Origin of the sequence: Schaedlerella arabinosiphila, assembly GCF_003885045.1 — a bacterium.
Taxonomy (GTDB): Bacteria; Bacillota; Clostridia; order Lachnospirales; family Lachnospiraceae; genus Schaedlerella; species Schaedlerella arabinosiphila.
Genome location: NZ_RHJS01000002.1, coordinates 1441194 through 1455415 on the forward strand (window position 1 = coordinate 1441194; position 14222 = coordinate 1455415).

15 protein-coding genes and 1 other RNA gene are annotated in these 14222 nt (G+C 53.9%); 14 read left to right on the forward strand and 2 right to left on the reverse strand.

From position 1 onward, the window contains the following. The first annotated feature begins 25 nt into the window (after positions 1–25). From tpiA to EBB54_RS07260, 13 genes are all read left to right on the forward strand, one after another. Entirely contained in the window at positions 26–775 is a 750-nt protein-coding gene (gene tpiA / locus EBB54_RS07200; RefSeq protein WP_125126922.1) for a triose-phosphate isomerase, read from the forward strand. A gap of 160 nt (positions 776–935) precedes the next feature. Continuing rightward, positions 936–2474, forward strand: a complete 1539-nt coding sequence (gene gpmI / locus EBB54_RS07205; protein ID WP_125126923.1) for a 2,3-bisphosphoglycerate-independent phosphoglycerate mutase — start codon at positions 936–938, stop codon at positions 2472–2474. 98 nt (positions 2475–2572) lie between these two features. Next, entirely contained in the window at positions 2573–3145 is a 573-nt protein-coding gene (locus EBB54_RS07210) for a 2-oxoacid:acceptor oxidoreductase family protein (protein WP_125126924.1), read from the forward strand. Further along, the gene (locus EBB54_RS07215) at positions 3146–3448 is read left to right on the forward strand and encodes a 4Fe-4S binding protein (protein ID WP_125126925.1); all 303 of its coding nucleotides are present in this window, start codon (positions 3146–3148) and stop codon (positions 3446–3448) included. It begins immediately after the preceding gene. A 1-nt stretch (position 3449) separates the two neighbouring features. Next, positions 3450–4631, forward strand: coding sequence for a hypothetical protein (gene porA, locus EBB54_RS07220; protein WP_004068427.1), 1182 nt, complete (start codon positions 3450–3452; stop codon positions 4629–4631). Between the two features lie 10 nt (positions 4632–4641). Continuing rightward, the gene (locus EBB54_RS07225; RefSeq protein ID WP_125126926.1) at positions 4642–5574 is read left to right on the forward strand and encodes a thiamine pyrophosphate-dependent enzyme; all 933 of its coding nucleotides are present in this window, start codon (positions 4642–4644) and stop codon (positions 5572–5574) included. Between the two features lie 81 nt (positions 5575–5655). Next, on the forward strand, positions 5656–6477 hold the full coding sequence (locus EBB54_RS07230) for a purine-nucleoside phosphorylase (protein WP_125126927.1): 822 nt from the start codon (positions 5656–5658) through the stop codon (positions 6475–6477). Positions 6478–6497: 20 nt separating this feature from the next. After that, positions 6498–7778, forward strand: a complete 1281-nt coding sequence (locus EBB54_RS07235; RefSeq protein WP_004068421.1) for an amidohydrolase — start codon at positions 6498–6500, stop codon at positions 7776–7778. A 33-nt stretch (positions 7779–7811) separates the two neighbouring features. Further along, positions 7812–8273: a MogA/MoaB family molybdenum cofactor biosynthesis protein gene (locus tag EBB54_RS07240; protein ID WP_004068420.1), complete on the forward strand. Its 462-nt coding sequence runs from the start codon at positions 7812–7814 to the stop codon at positions 8271–8273. Beyond that, positions 8270–8980, forward strand: coding sequence for an MBL fold metallo-hydrolase (locus EBB54_RS07245; RefSeq protein ID WP_004068419.1), 711 nt, complete (start codon positions 8270–8272; stop codon positions 8978–8980). Before EBB54_RS07240 ends, EBB54_RS07245 begins: the two co-directional genes overlap by 4 nt. 25 nt (positions 8981–9005) lie before the next feature. Continuing rightward, entirely contained in the window at positions 9006–9479 is a 474-nt protein-coding gene (gene rnhA / locus EBB54_RS07250) for a ribonuclease HI (protein ID WP_125126928.1), read from the forward strand. Positions 9480–9567: 88 nt separating this feature from the next. After that, positions 9568–9922, forward strand: an RNA gene (rnpB, locus tag EBB54_RS07255) — RNase P RNA component class A. 118 nt (positions 9923–10040) lie between these two features. Further along, complete coding sequence (locus tag EBB54_RS07260) at positions 10041–11096, forward strand: 3-deoxy-7-phosphoheptulonate synthase (protein WP_279229990.1); 1056 nt, start codon at positions 10041–10043, stop codon at positions 11094–11096. 49 nt (positions 11097–11145) lie between these two features. Here the strand turns inward: EBB54_RS07260 and EBB54_RS07265 are convergent, their stop codons facing one another. Both EBB54_RS07265 and pyrB read right to left on the reverse strand, forming a co-directional pair. Then, a complete protein-coding gene (locus tag EBB54_RS07265) occupies positions 11146–11589 on the reverse strand; it encodes an aspartate carbamoyltransferase regulatory subunit (protein WP_004068414.1) in 444 nt (147 codons plus the stop codon). A 114-nt stretch (positions 11590–11703) separates the two neighbouring features. Continuing rightward, a complete protein-coding gene (gene pyrB, locus EBB54_RS07270) occupies positions 11704–12624 on the reverse strand; it encodes an aspartate carbamoyltransferase (RefSeq protein WP_125126930.1) in 921 nt (306 codons plus the stop codon). 457 nt (positions 12625–13081) lie between these two features. Between pyrB and pheA the strand changes: the two genes are divergently transcribed. Further along, on the forward strand, positions 13082–14212 hold the full coding sequence (gene pheA, locus EBB54_RS07275) for a prephenate dehydratase (RefSeq protein WP_125126931.1): 1131 nt from the start codon (positions 13082–13084) through the stop codon (positions 14210–14212). The last annotated feature ends 10 nt before the right edge of the window (positions 14213–14222 follow it).

The window sequence follows — 14222 nt, forward strand, 5'->3', positions numbered from 1 at the left end:
TTATTATAAAGAAGGAGACCAAATTATGGCAAGAAAGAAAATTATCGCAGGCAACTGGAAAATGAACAAAACTCCCAGCGAGGCTGTCGCTCTGGTGGAGGAACTGAAGCCGCTGGTTGCAAATGACGAAGTAGACGTTGTATTCTGCGTACCGGCAATCGACATCGTTCCGGTTGTGGAAGCTGCAAAGGGCACCAACATCCAGGTAGGCGCTGAGAATATGTACTTTGAGGAGAGCGGCGCGTACACCGGAGAGATCTCCCCGAATATGCTGGTAGACGCAGGCGTGAAGTATGTGGTTCTGGGACATTCCGAGAGAAGAGAATACTTCGGCGAGACCAACGAAGACGTGAATAAGAAAGTCCTCAAGGCATTTGAGCACGGCATCACCCCCATCATGTGCTGCGGCGAGAGCTTGGAGCAGAGAGAGCAGGGCGTGACCATGGACTTCATCCGCCAGCAGGTAAAGGTTGGATTCCAGAACGTGACCGCAGACCAGGCAAAGACAGCAGTCATCGCTTACGAGCCGATCTGGGCGATCGGAACCGGCAAGACCGCTACCACCGAGCAGGCACAGGAAGTCTGCGCAGGAATCCGTGCATGCATCGCGGAAGTATATGACGACGCGACAGCAGAAGCAATCCGCATCCAGTACGGCGGATCTGTAAATGCATCAACGGCGGCGGACCTGTTTGCACAGGCAGATATCGACGGCGGACTGGTAGGCGGCGCTTCCCTGAAGGCTGACTTCGGCAAGATCGTCAATTACAAATAAGAATCTGACAGTGTTCCCCCGCTTCACCGCGAAGCGGGGGATATTTTTTTACTTTTCGCAGAAAAGATGTTTGCAAAAATCATGAAAAGCATGTAAAATAGATACTGGACTTTCAGGTAACGGAACTGTTACAATTTCAGGGTATAGAAGGAGAAGGACAATGAGCAAAAAACCAACCGTATTAATGATTCTTGATGGATATGGATTGAATGACAATACAACCGGAAATGCCGTTGCACAGGGAAAAACTCCGGTCATGGATCAGTTGATGGCAGAGTATCCTTTTGTCAAAGGAAACGCAAGCGGGCTTGCAGTAGGGCTTCCCGACGGACAGATGGGGAACTCCGAGGTCGGGCATCTGAATATGGGCGCGGGCAGGATCGTATATCAGGATCTGACCAAGATCACAAAGGCGATCCAGGACGGAGACTTTTTTGAGAATCAGGCGCTTCTGGCAGCCTGTGAAAATGTAAAGGCGCACGACTCCGCGCTGCATATGTTCGGACTGGTTTCCGACGGAGGCGTACACAGCCACAACGAACATATTTACGGCCTGCTGGAGCTGGCGAAGAAGCAGGGAATCCAGAAGGTTTATGTACATTGCTTCCTGGACGGAAGAGATACGCCTCCCGCCTCCGGCAAGGAATACGTAGAACAGTTGGAAGAAAAGATGAAAGAGATCGGTGTCGGTGAGGTTGCAAGCGTGATGGGGCGTTATTACGCTATGGACCGGGACAACCGCTGGGAGCGCGTGGAGAAAGCCTACAATGCCCTGGTAAAAGGCATCGGCGAGACCGCACAGTCCGGGCCGGCAGGAATCCAGGCTTCCTATGACGCAGACGCGACGGATGAATTTGTCCTTCCCACCGTTGTGATGAAGAACGGCGCTCCGGTGGCTACGATTCAGGACAATGATTCCATCATCTTTTTCAATTTCCGTCCGGACCGTGCAAGGGAGATCACAAGGACTTTCTGCGACGACAGTTTCGGAGGCTTCGACAGAGGTCCCCGGGTACAGACCACCTATGTATGCTTCACAGAGTATGACGTGACCATCGAGAACAAGCTGGTTGCTTTCGCGAAGGAAGAGATCACCAACACCTTCGGAGAATTTCTTGCAGCGAACGGGCTGAAGCAGGCGCGTATCGCGGAGACGGAAAAGTACGCCCATGTGACCTTCTTCTTCAACGGCGGAGTGGAAGAACCCAACGAAGGCGAGGACCGTATCCTTGTAAAATCCCCCAAGGTTGCCACCTACGACCTGAAGCCGGAGATGAGCGCATACGAGGTATGCGATAAGCTGGTGGATGCCATCAAGTCCGGAAACTACGACGTGGTCATCATCAATTTTGCCAATCCGGATATGGTCGGACATACCGGCGTGGAAGGGGCTGCGATCCAGGCCATCGAAGCGGTGGACGTATGCGTCGGCAGGGCAGTTGACGCGGTGAAGGAGACAGGCGGCCAGATGTTCATCTGCGCGGATCACGGCAATGCGGAGCAGTTGATCGACGAGGAGACAGGAGAACCGTTTACCGCTCACACCACCAATCCGGTGCCCTTTATCCTGGTCAATGCAGACCCGGCTTACAAGCTTCGTGAGGGCGGATGCCTGGCGGATATCGCTCCTACCCTGATCGAGCTGATGGGGCTTGCGCAGCCGGCAGAGATGACAGGAAAGTCATTACTGATCAAATAGAGAAAAGACTGAGAAGAAAACTGGCAGTGTTTTTGGTTTTTGAAGACACTGCCAGTATGCGTATAGACCGGTGAATACAAAGGAAAGGAAGAAAGAACATGAGGAACCTGACAGAGATCAGATGGCACGGCCGGGGCGGCCAGGGTGCCAAGACAGCAGCGCTTTTGCTGGCGGATGTCGCATTCCAGACCGGAAAATATGTCCAGGGCTTTCCGGAATACGGCCCGGAACGTATGGGCGCGCCCATTACCGCATATAACCGGATCAGCAATCAGCCGATCCGGGTGCATTCCAACATCTATGACCCTCAGTACGTGGTGGTTGTGGACGAGTCTCTTCTGGAAGCGGTGGATGTCACCGCGGGCCTGAAGAAGGACGGTGCGATCCTTATAAATACCCGGCGCACGAAAGAAGAGATCCTTCCCCATCTGAAAGGATACGAGGGGGAGGTCTATATTATCGACGCCCACAAGGTATCCATGGCGACGATGGGAAAATATTTTCCCAATACCCCCATGCTGGCGGCCATTGTGAAAGTGGCGGGAATCATGGAGGAGGAGACATTTCTGAGAGAGATGCAGGCGTCTTTCTCCCACAAATTTGCCGGAAAGCCGGAAGTGATCGAGGGCAACATGGCGGCGTTGAAGATGGCATTGCAGGAGGTGCGGTAGATGGCGGCAGATATCAGTAAATTAGGTGTGAAAGCTGGATGGAAGGACCTGACGGAAGGTATGGTGATCCCGGGAGCCGGCACATCCAGGGAGTTCAATACCGGCGAGTGGTCCACGGACAAGCCGGAGTTTATCGAGGAAAAATGTAAACAATGCCTGCTGTGCGTGCCGGTCTGTCCGGACAGCTGTATCCCGGTTGCGGATTATAAGCGGGGGGCATTTGACTATGAACACTGCAAGGGCTGCGGGATCTGTGTGAAAGCCTGTCCCTTCGGCGCGATTACAATGGAAGGGGTGAACTGACATGGCAAAGAGAGACCGTTTATCAGGAAATGAAGCAGTTGCCATTGCGCTGCGCCAGATCAACCCGGATGTATTTCCGGCATTTCCCATCACACCGTCCACGGAGATTCCTCAGTACTTTGCGGCTTTTGCGGCAAACGGACAGGTGGATACGGAGTTTATCCCGGTGGAGAGCGAGCACAGCTCCATGAGCGCGGCCATCGGAGCGTCCGCGGCAGGGGCAAGAAGCCTGACCGCCACGTCCTCCTGCGGGCTGGCCTATATGTGGGAGGAATTATACATCGCGGCATCCAACCGGCTGCCCCTGGCGCTGGCACTGGTGAACCGTGCCCTGTCAGGACCCATCAACATCAACTGCGACCATTCGGACAGCATGGGCGCGCGGGATTCCGGCTGGATTCAGATTTACGCGGAGAATAACCAGGAGGCATACGACAACATGGTGCAGGCATACCGGATTTCCGAGCACAAGGATGTGAGGCTGCCCATCATGATCTGCCAGGACGGATTTATAACCAGCCACGCGGTGGAAAATATGGAGCTTCTGGATGACGAAGAGGTGCGGGGATTTGTAGGCGAATATGAGCCGGAGAACTACCTGCTGAACCCGGACTGCCCCATGGCGGTGGGCCCCTATTCCATCACGGATTATTATATGGAAGCAAAACGGAACCAGGCCGAGGGAATGAAGCATGTGAGCCGGGTGGTGCTGGAGGTGGCGAAGGAATTTGCCGCGCTGTCCGGCAGGGAATACGGACTGTTTGAGGAGTACGGCATGGAAGACGCGGAACTGGCCGTTGTGATGATCGGGTCCGCGGCAGGCACGACCAAGGATGCCATTGACCGTCTGCGGGCAAAGGGCGAGAAGGTGGGACTGGTGAAGATCCGGATGTACCGTCCCTTCCCGGCGGAGGAGATCGCGGAAGCCCTGTCAGGGGTGAAGGCCGTCGCGGTGATGGACCGGGCGGAGGGTTATACGAACCACGGCGGGCCTCTGGGCGCGGATGTGATGTCGGCTTTGTACCGTGCGCGCTCCCAGGCGCTGGCAGTGAATTATATCTACGGACTGGGCGGACGGGACGTACGCGTGGAAGATATGGAACATATTTTTGCAGCCCTGAGACAGATTGCAGAAGACGGCGACGCAGGGGAAACCTACCGCTATCTGGGGATTCGGGAATAGGGGGGAAAGTATGAGCTACAATTTTAAAGAAACCATGAACAAGCCGGAGCGTCTGGCTCCCGGCCATCGGATGTGCGCAGGCTGCGGCGGGACCATCGCAGTGAGAAATGTCCTGCGGGGACTTCACGAAGGGGATAAGGCCGTGATCGGCAATGCCACCGGCTGCCTGGAGGTCTCTACATTTACCTATCCCTACACGGCATGGGAGGACAGCTACATCCACAATGCATTTGAAAACGCAGGGGCCACCTTAAGCGGCGTGGAGGGCGCCTACAAGGCATTGAAGAAAAAAGGGAAGCTGGATGCCACATACAAGTTCATCACCTTCGGCGGGGACGGCGGAACCTATGACATCGGTTTTCAGTCCTTGTCCGGCGCCATGGAGCGGAACCATGACATGGTGTATGTCTGCTATGACAACGGCGCCTACATGAATACCGGAATCCAGCGTTCCTCCGCGACTCCCATGTATGCGGATACGACCACGACCCCGGTAGGCACAAAGAGCAGCGGAAAGCCTCAGAACCGGAAAGATCTGGCTGCCATCATCGCAAGCCACGACATTCCCTATGTGGCGCAGACCACCTTTGTGCAGAACTTCAAGGATCTGCATATCAAGTCGGAGAAGGCGATCTATACGCCGGGAGCGGCATTTTTAAATATTATGGCGCCATGCCCCCGTGGATGGAGGTACAATACGCCGGATATCATGGAGATCTGCAAGCTGGGCGTGGAGACCTGCTACTGGCCGCTGTTTGAGGTTGTGAATGGCAGATGGATTCTCAATTACGAGCCCAAAAAGAAGCTTCCCATCGAAGACTTCCTGGTAAAACAGGGGCGGTTTAAGCACCTCTTCCGGAAAGAAAACGAATACCTGATTGAGGAGTTTCAAAAGGAAGTAGACCGGAGATGGGACGAGCTGGTATGGAAATGCTCCCGATAACGGCGCCGGAAGCATTGCCTGATTTGGAGGGCGTCTGTGCAGAGACACAGAAACATGGTAACAAAAAAGGAGATTATATCGATGAGCATACAGTATGAAAAAGTAAAAGCATGTTATGAATATTGCAGGACAGTGACGGATTTTCAGCCCAGAGTGGGCCTGATCCTGGGCTCCGGGCTTGGCAATTATGCCAGGAATATGAAGGTGGAGTGCGAGATTCCCTACGGGGATATTCCGGGATTCCCGGTTTCCACGGTGGCAGGCCATGACGGAAGGTTCCTGTTCGGATACATCGGCGACGTGCCGGCGGTGGTGATGAAAGGGCGGGTGCATTTTTACGAAGGGTATACCCCCCAGGAGGTGGTTATGCCCATCCGGGTCATGAAGCTGCTGGGAATCCAGGTTCTGTTTCTGACCAACGCGTCAGGCGGGATTAACCAGAACTTCCAGGTGGGGGATTTCATGATGATCAAGGACCAGATCTCGAACTTTGTCCCCTCCCCGCTGATCGGGGAAAATGTGTCGGAGCTGGGGCTTCGGTTTACGGATATGACCCAGATTTACGACCTGGAACTTCAGGATATCATCCGGAAGACCTCAGAGGAGGAGCACATCCCCATTCAGGAAGGGGTCTATGTGCAGACCTCCGGGCCCAATTACGAAAGCCCCGCAGAGATCCGCATGTTTGCGGCCCTGGGCGCGGACGCGGTGGGTATGAGCACGGCAGGGGAGGCTCTGGCGGCCCGTCACGCGGACATCCGGGTGTGCGGGATCTCCTGTGTATCCAATATGGCAAGCGGGATCTCCAAGGAGAAGCTTAAGCATGAGGATGTGCAGATCGCGGCGGACAAACGGGCAGAGGATTTTGAGCGGCTGGTGACGCAGATCATCAGAAAGCTGTGAAAGTGAGGATCAAACAATCCATGAATACAAGAATTTATAATGTAAGAATACTGACCATGGAAGATGGGAAAGATATCTTTCAGGGAGAGGTATGGATTCAAGACGACACCATCACCTATGTAGGGCCGGGACGGCAGGATCAGAAGGAATGGGATCAGGAGATTGACGGAGAGGGCAGCCTTCTGATGCCCGGCTTCAAAAACGCCCACACCCATTCGGCCATGACCTTCCTGCGTTCCCACGCGGATGACCTAAAGCTGGATGAATGGCTGTTCAACAAGGTCTTTCCGGCGGAAGGGAAGCTGACGGGGGAAAGCCTTTACTGGTTTACGAAGCTGGCATTTATGGAGTATCTGACCAGCGGGATTACTACGGCGTACGACATGTATTTCTATGTGGACGACGGGGCAAGGGCGGCAAAGGACGCCGGATTCAGGTATGTGTTCTGCGACAGCATCAACAATTTCGGGGGAACCGTGGATCAGGTGGAAAAGGATTTCCTCCGCCTGAATATCGACCGTTCCCGGCTGATCAGCCACCGGATCGGTTTCCATGCAGAGTATACCACCAGCCGGGAGCTGATGGAGGGGATCGCGGCCCTTGCAGAACGCCACCAGGCACCGGTTTCCGTACACTGCTCCGAGACCCGCAAGGAGGTGGAGGAGTGCCGGGAGAGGTATGGCTGCTCCCCGGTGGCCCTTATGGATTCCCTGGGGCTGTTCCGCTACGGCGGCACGCTGTTCCACTGTGTACACATGGACGAGACGGATTATGACATCCTCAAAAAGCGGGGCATTTATGTGGTCACCAACCCGGCTTCCAACTTAAAGCTGGCAAGCGGTATCGCACCGATCAAGCGGTATCTGGATCTGGACATTCCGGTTGCCATCGGAACGGACGGGGCGGCCAGCAACAACTGTCTGGACATGTTCCGGGAGATGTTTTTGGTGACCGGGCTGCAGAAGGCAGTCTGCGACGACCCGGAGGCGGTTCCGGCGAGGGAAGTGCTTAAGATGGCCACGGTCAACGGGGCCCGTGCCTGCGGCCTGCCGGAGTGCGACAGCATCGCGGAGGGCAAGAAGGCGGATCTGATCCTGATCGACCTGAACCAGCCCAACATGCAGCCCTTACGCAACCTGGACAAAAACCTGGTCTACAGCGGAAGCAAGAGCAATGTGAAGATGACGATGATCGGTGGAAAGGTGCTGTATCGGGACGGGGAATTTTATCTGGATTCCTCCCGGGAAGAGATTTTTGCAAAAGCCAATGAATATGCGGAGAAGATCTTCGCGGATTTATAAGTAAAGAGGACAGATATAAAGAGGACAGGTATCATGAAGGCAGCAGTATTTACGGTCAGTACAAGAGCATACAAGGCGAAGCAGGAAAGCGCGTCGGGATCGGCCGTCAAGCGGGTCGTAGAGCAGGTGGGATTTGAAGTCAAGGCAGGGGTACTGCCCGAGGACAAGACCGTGGTGGAAGCGGTCTTGAGACAACTGGCGGATACGGGGGCGGTGCAGCTCATCCTGACCGTGGGTTCTACCGGGCTTCTGAGAAAGAGCTGCGCGCCGGATGCACTGACAGATGCGGCGGAACGGCTGCTTCCGGGGATTCCCGAGGCCATCCGCGGGTACTGCATCCGTTATTCCAAAAAGATCATGCTGGACCGGTCGGCAGCCGGCATCCGCAACCGGACGGTGATGGTGAACCTTCCGGACAGCGCGAAGCTGGCGAAGGAAGGAATCGAATATATCCTGCCGGAGCTGGTGCAGGCAGTGGAGATGTTGAACGTATGATAAAAACAGTATATATAGGACACAGTGGATTTCTGGTGGAGCTGGAGGACGCATATTTCCTGTTTGATTACTACCGCGGGGAGCTGCCGGGGCTGGATACGGACAGGAAGCTGTTCATCTTTGCGAGCCACGCCCATTTGGATCATTACCAGAGGAAGATTTTTCAGTTTCAGGAGAAGATGCCCGAGACCTTTTACATTTTGTCAAAGGATGTGAAACGGGACGCGCTTAAGAACGGTGGGCTGGAAGAACGCATCCGGTTTGTAGGGCCGGAGGAAGAGCTGGAGACAAAAGGGTGCCGGATTCGGACCCTGCGCTCCACAGACGAGGGCGTCGCGTTTTTGGTACAGTATCAGGGGCGCACCTTTTACCATGCAGGGGACCTTAACGCGTGGTACTGGGAGGAAGAGGGCGAGGATTATGTAAATATGATGCGCCGGAGTTATGAGCGCGAGATCCAGAAGATTGAAGGGGAGTTCATCAACGCGGCATTTGTTCCCGTGGACCCCAGGCTGGAAGGGCAGTATGCGCAAGGATTGGATTTCTTCATGCGGCACACCCGGACGGATCGGGTATTCCCCATGCATTTCTGGGAGGACTACGGGATTTTTGACCGGCTGAGGCAGGAGCCGTGTACGGAAGAGTACAGGAACCGGATCATGGAGATCAAAGAGCCGGGGCAGGAATTTTTGTGGGGAAAGATTTGAGATCAGGGGAGGACATATAAGGCAGATGCAGGTAAAATTATATACAGACGGCTCGGCCAGGGGCAACCCCCACGGACCGGGCGGATACGGCGCGGTGCTGGAATATGTGGACCCGAAGGGGGAGCTGCACAGGAAGGAGCTTTCCCAGGGGTATGTGAAGACCACCAACAACCGGATGGAAATGATGGCGGTGATCGTGGGCTTAGAAGCCCTGAACCGTCCCTGCCGGGTGGAGGTCTATTCGGATTCCCAGTATGTGGTCAACGCCTTTAACCAGCACTGGATCGAGGGCTGGATCAAAAAGGGCTGGAAGCGGGGAAAGAATGAAGAGGTCAAGAACGTGGATCTCTGGAAACGGCTTCTGGAAGCGAAAAAAGACCATGAGGTCACATTCCACTGGATCAAGGGCCATGCCGGGCATCCCCAGAATGAGCGGTGCGACGAGCTGGCGACTAGGGCAGCGGATGGAGAGGGCCTGCTCCATGATCCGGGGGTGTAATGTGTTAATGATCCGAATCTGCTGACGGTTCGGAAAAACGGCAGGACAAAGGATAGCCGCTGTTTTTGAACCGCCGGCTGAGAATATTTAAGTAAGACAGACAATCGCGGCTGCAGAGGCCGAAAGGCAGCAGACGAGGAAAGTCCGGGCTTCACAGGGCAGGATGCCGGATAACGTCCGGTGGAGGTGACTCCAAGGCCAGTGCAACAGAAATAAACCGCCCCATGCCACGGCATGAGGTAAGGGTGGAAAGGCAGTGTAAGAGACTACCGCCTCCCTGGTAACAGGGAGGGCACATGTAAACCCCATCCGAAGCAAGACCGGAAGAAAGCGATGTGGCGGCCCGTCACGCTTTAGGTAGGTCGCTTGAGCCCGGCGGCAACGCTGGGCCTAGATAGATGATTGTCCAACGACATAACCCGGCTTATCGTTTTGCTTAAATCAAGATCTATTGCCGGATCTGAAAGATCCGGTCTGGGGAACTGTCCCAAGACAGATTCGGACAGTTCCTGTTTTTTGCACCGGGCGCTGTTTTGCGTTAAGGTGTTAAAGTACCATACAATCACAAAGAAAGAAGGCACAAACATGGGTATGACTGTAAATGCACAGCTTCCTCTGCCGGCAGAATTGAAGGCAGAATATCCTCTGACAGAAAAACTCCGTCAGATCAAACAGAAGAGGGACCGTGAGATCCGGGATATTTTTACCGGAGTGTCGGACCGGTTCATCGTACTGGCAGGCCCCTGTTCTGCGGACAACGAGGACGCGGTCTGTGAATATGTGACCCGGCTTGCGAAGGTCAGCGAGGAGGTGGCAGACCGTGTGATGGTCATTCCGCGGATCTACACCAACAAGCCCAGGACTACCGGGGAGGGCTACAAGGGGATGCTGCACCAGCCGGAGCCGGATAAGGCGCCGGACCTCTATGCGGGAATCCTGGCAATCCGGAAGATGCACATCCGGGCCATGGAAGAGAGCGCTCTGACAGGGGCGGACGAGATGCTCTATCCGGAGAACAGAAGCTACCTGGACGATATCCTCTCCTATGAAGCCATCGGGGCGCGCTCCGTTGAGAACCAGCAGCACCGGCTCACGGCCAGCGGCATGGATATCCCCATCGGGATGAAGAATCCCACCAGCGGCGATTTTTCCGTGATGCTCAATTCGGTCATCGCGGCACAAAATTCCCATCGGTTTATCTACCGCGGGCAGGATGTGACCACCGCCGGAAATGACCTGGCGCATGTGATCCTGCGGGGCGGCGTGAACAAATACGGGACCTGTATTCCCAACTACCACTACGAGGACCTGGTGCGCCTGCTGGATATGTACCAGCGCATGAATCTGAAAAATCCCGGGGCGATCATCGACGTGAACCATTCCAATTCGGACAAGAAGTTCCGGGAGCAGATCCGCATTACCAGCGAAGTGCTCCACAGCAGGAGCTACAATCCACAGCTGAAAAAGCTGATCAAAGGAGTCATGATCGAAAGCTACCTGGTGGAGGGCTGCCAGAGCATCGACAGCGAGCGGGTCTACGGAAAATCCATCACAGACCCCTGCCTGGGATGGGAGGACACAAAGCGGCTGATCTTAGAGATTGCGGAGAAGTGCTGAAAAGACCGAAGAAAAGGGCCCGCCGGTTCGGCAGGCCCTGGCAGGGGCTTTATTTCATATTGCGGTGCTTCTCCTCACAGTATTTGCAGCGGTAAACCTGCTTCTCTTCATCCGTCAGGATAAAGATATGATCCAGTCCCTGCTCGATGGAGGTGATGCATCTCGGGTTCTTGCAGCGGATCACATTCTTGATCTCCCTGGGGAGCCGGAGCAGCTTCTTCTCTACAATCTGCTCGTTCTGGATGATATTGACCGTGATGTTGTGGTCAATGAATCCAAGAATATCCAGATCCATGAAGTCGATGGGGCACTCGATCTTGATGATATCTTTTTTGCCCATCTTGCTGCTCTTTGCGTTTTTGATGATGGCAACGCAGCAGTCCAGTTTATCCAGATGCAGGTATTTGTAGATTTCCATGCTTTTCCCTGCTTCGATGTGATCCAAAACAAATCCTTCGGAAAGCTTTCCAACATTCAATGTACTATTTACCATATTTCGGCCTCTTTCTTTTATTGATCTGCGGCTGTTTTTGTATCCCTCTGCGAAACGTCTATGGAAGGAACAGCCGCGGTTATTTTATTTCCGGTTACACTTGACGGGCGTTTTTTACTCCACGTGGATATCCAGAAGCGTCAGGATCAGCGCCATCCGCACATACACGCCGTACTGCACCTGGCGGAAATATGCGGCGCGGGGATCGTCGTCCACCTCCACGGAGATCTCATTTACCCTGGGAAGGGGATGGAGCACGTACATCTCTTCAGGCGCCAGCTTCATCTTCTTCCGGTCCAGGATATAGAAATCCTTCATGCGCACGTAGTCTTCCTCGTTGAAGAAACGCTCCTTCTGGACACGGGTCATGTACAGGATATCCAATTCCGACAGGGCGTCTTCGAGGCGGACCACCTCTTTATAGGGGATCTGCTTCCGATCCAGGACGTCCTGGCGCATATAATCCGGAAGCCTTAATTCCTCCGGGGAAATAAGAATGAAACGGATGCCGGTATAACGGACCAGTGCATGGATCAGGGAATGTACGGTACGTCCGAACTTCAAGTCCCCGCAGAGTCCGATCGTCAGATTGTCCAGTCGTCCTTTCAGGCTCTTGATCGTCAGAAGGTCGGTCAGGGTCTGGGTCGGATGCTGATGTCCGCCGTCGCCCGCATTGATCACCGGGATGCCGGAATGCTGGCAGGCCACCATGGGAGCGCCTTCCTTGGGATGTCTCATGGCGCAGATATCCGCATAGCAGGAAACGGTCCGGATCGTGTCGGAAACGCTCTCTCCCTTTGCGGCAGAGCTGGAATCCGCCGAGGAAAATCCCATTGTACTGCCACCTAAGTTCAGCATGGCAGCCTCATGGCTCAGACGCGTACGGGTGCTTGGCTCGTAAAATAAAGTGGCAAGCGTCTTCCCTTCGCAGGCATGAGCATATTTTGCGGGATGCGCCTCGATATCCTGTGCCAGTTCCAAAAGAGTGTCCAGTTCCTCAACGGATAAATCCAGAGGGCTCATCAAGTGTCTCATAAAATACCTCCTCGTAGTTCGTGTGAATGATCACTGCAATTGCTAAATAATGCTGTTTTTAAGAACTGTATGGTTTTGGGAAAAGGAAAGCTGAAAAAAACAAAAAAACAAATGAATGGAGAATCTTTCCGGAAACAGGAATAGAAAAAGCAGAAATAAAAGGAACAGTAATACAACGGCAAATCCAAAAAGACCTGGGTCTGCGCCTTCGTATTACGTTGCGGATTATATGATATCTGTTGCCACTCATCTGTATGCCTCCTTTCCGGATACTAATTCTTCTACCTACAATATCTTATAATTTCTCCTTTGTCAATCATAATTTTGAAAAATATGTTTTGTTAAAATAGTAGCATTTATGAAAAAAATATATTATACTAATAAGAATGAGTTGAAACAGTCGATCCGTTTGCTGCGCAGATTGACTGTAAGAAACAGGGACAAAGGAGAAGAGAGTATGGCTGCACTGGATGACTTGAGGATACGGTTGGATGAGATCGACGGGCAGATCGTCAGGCTCTACGAGGAGCGGATGAAGGTCTGCGAGGAAGTGGGCGAATTAAAGGTAAAGTCCTGGGGACGCGTGCTGGATCGGCAGCGGGAGCGCAATAAGCTGAACGATGTGGCGTCCAGGGTTTCCAATGACTTTAACAGAAAAGGGATTCAGGAATTATACGAACAGCTCATGTCCATGAGCCGGAAGCTGCAGTACCAGCAGATGGTGGAGGCCGGCGCCCTGGGAAGGCTCCCCTTCATCGGCATCGACTCTCTGGAAAAAGATACGGCCCGGGTGGTTTACCAGGGCGTGGAAGGCGCATACGGACAGGCCGCCATGCTGAAGTTTTTCGGGGAGGGCTGCAACAATTTCCATGTGCGGACGTTCCGGGACGCCATGGAGGCCATCGAGGACGGTGCGGCGGATTACGCGGTGCTTCCGATTGAAAATTCTTCGGCAGGGGCAGTGACGGAGGTATACGACCTTCTGGTGGAATTTGAAAATTATATCGTAGGGGAGACGATCCTTCCGGTGCGGCATACTCTGGCCGGGCTTCCGGGAACGGATCTGAATCAGATCAGGCGGGTCTATTCCAAAGCCGAAGCGCTGATGCAGACTACCCGGTTTTTGTCCGATCACCCGGACTGGGAGCAGATCAGCGTGGTCAACACGGCGGTGGCCGCGAAGAAGATTCTGGAGGACAAGGACTCCACCCAGGCGGCGGTCTGCAGCGCCTATGCGGCCCAGGTCCACGGGCTGTCGGTGCTGGTGGATGAGATCAATGACGACAGCAATAATTCCACCCGTTTTATTGTGGTCACCAATCAGAAGGTCTTTTTAAAGGATGCCTCCAAGATCAGTATCTGCTTTGAGGTGCCCCACCAGAGCGGTTCACTGTACCGCCTGCTGTCACATTTCATATATAACGACCTGAACATGTCCAGGATCGAATCCAGGCCGGTGGAAGGGAAAAGCTGGGAATACCGCTTTTTCGTGGATTTTGACGGCAATATGGGGGACGCTGCCGTAAAAAATACGATCCGCGGACTGCGGGAAGAGGCGATCAACCTAAAGATCCTGGGTAATTATTAATCGGCCGGAA

Coding starts and splice junctions, on each gene's coding strand:
- tpiA (WP_125126922.1), top strand. CDS start 26: ATGGCAAGAAAGAAAATTATCGCAGGCAACTGGAAAATGAACAAAACT.
- gpmI (WP_125126923.1), top strand. CDS start 936: ATGAGCAAAAAACCAACCGTATTAATGATTCTTGATGGATATGGATTG.
- EBB54_RS07210 (WP_125126924.1), top strand. CDS start 2,573: ATGAGGAACCTGACAGAGATCAGATGGCACGGCCGGGGCGGCCAGGGT.
- EBB54_RS07215 (WP_125126925.1), top strand. CDS start 3,146: ATGGCGGCAGATATCAGTAAATTAGGTGTGAAAGCTGGATGGAAGGAC.
- porA (WP_004068427.1), top strand. CDS start 3,450: ATGGCAAAGAGAGACCGTTTATCAGGAAATGAAGCAGTTGCCATTGCG.
- EBB54_RS07225 (WP_125126926.1), top strand. CDS start 4,642: ATGAGCTACAATTTTAAAGAAACCATGAACAAGCCGGAGCGTCTGGCT.
- EBB54_RS07230 (WP_125126927.1), top strand. CDS start 5,656: ATGAGCATACAGTATGAAAAAGTAAAAGCATGTTATGAATATTGCAGG.
- EBB54_RS07235 (WP_004068421.1), top strand. CDS start 6,498: ATGAATACAAGAATTTATAATGTAAGAATACTGACCATGGAAGATGGG.
- EBB54_RS07240 (WP_004068420.1), top strand. CDS start 7,812: ATGAAGGCAGCAGTATTTACGGTCAGTACAAGAGCATACAAGGCGAAG.
- EBB54_RS07245 (WP_004068419.1), top strand. CDS start 8,270: ATGATAAAAACAGTATATATAGGACACAGTGGATTTCTGGTGGAGCTG.
- rnhA (WP_125126928.1), top strand. CDS start 9,006: ATGCAGGTAAAATTATATACAGACGGCTCGGCCAGGGGCAACCCCCAC.
- EBB54_RS07265 (WP_004068414.1), bottom strand. CDS start 11,589: ATGGTAAATAGTACATTGAATGTTGGAAAGCTTTCCGAAGGATTTGTT.
- pyrB (WP_125126930.1), bottom strand. CDS start 12,624: ATGAGACACTTGATGAGCCCTCTGGATTTATCCGTTGAGGAACTGGAC.
- pheA (WP_125126931.1), top strand. CDS start 13,082: ATGGCTGCACTGGATGACTTGAGGATACGGTTGGATGAGATCGACGGG.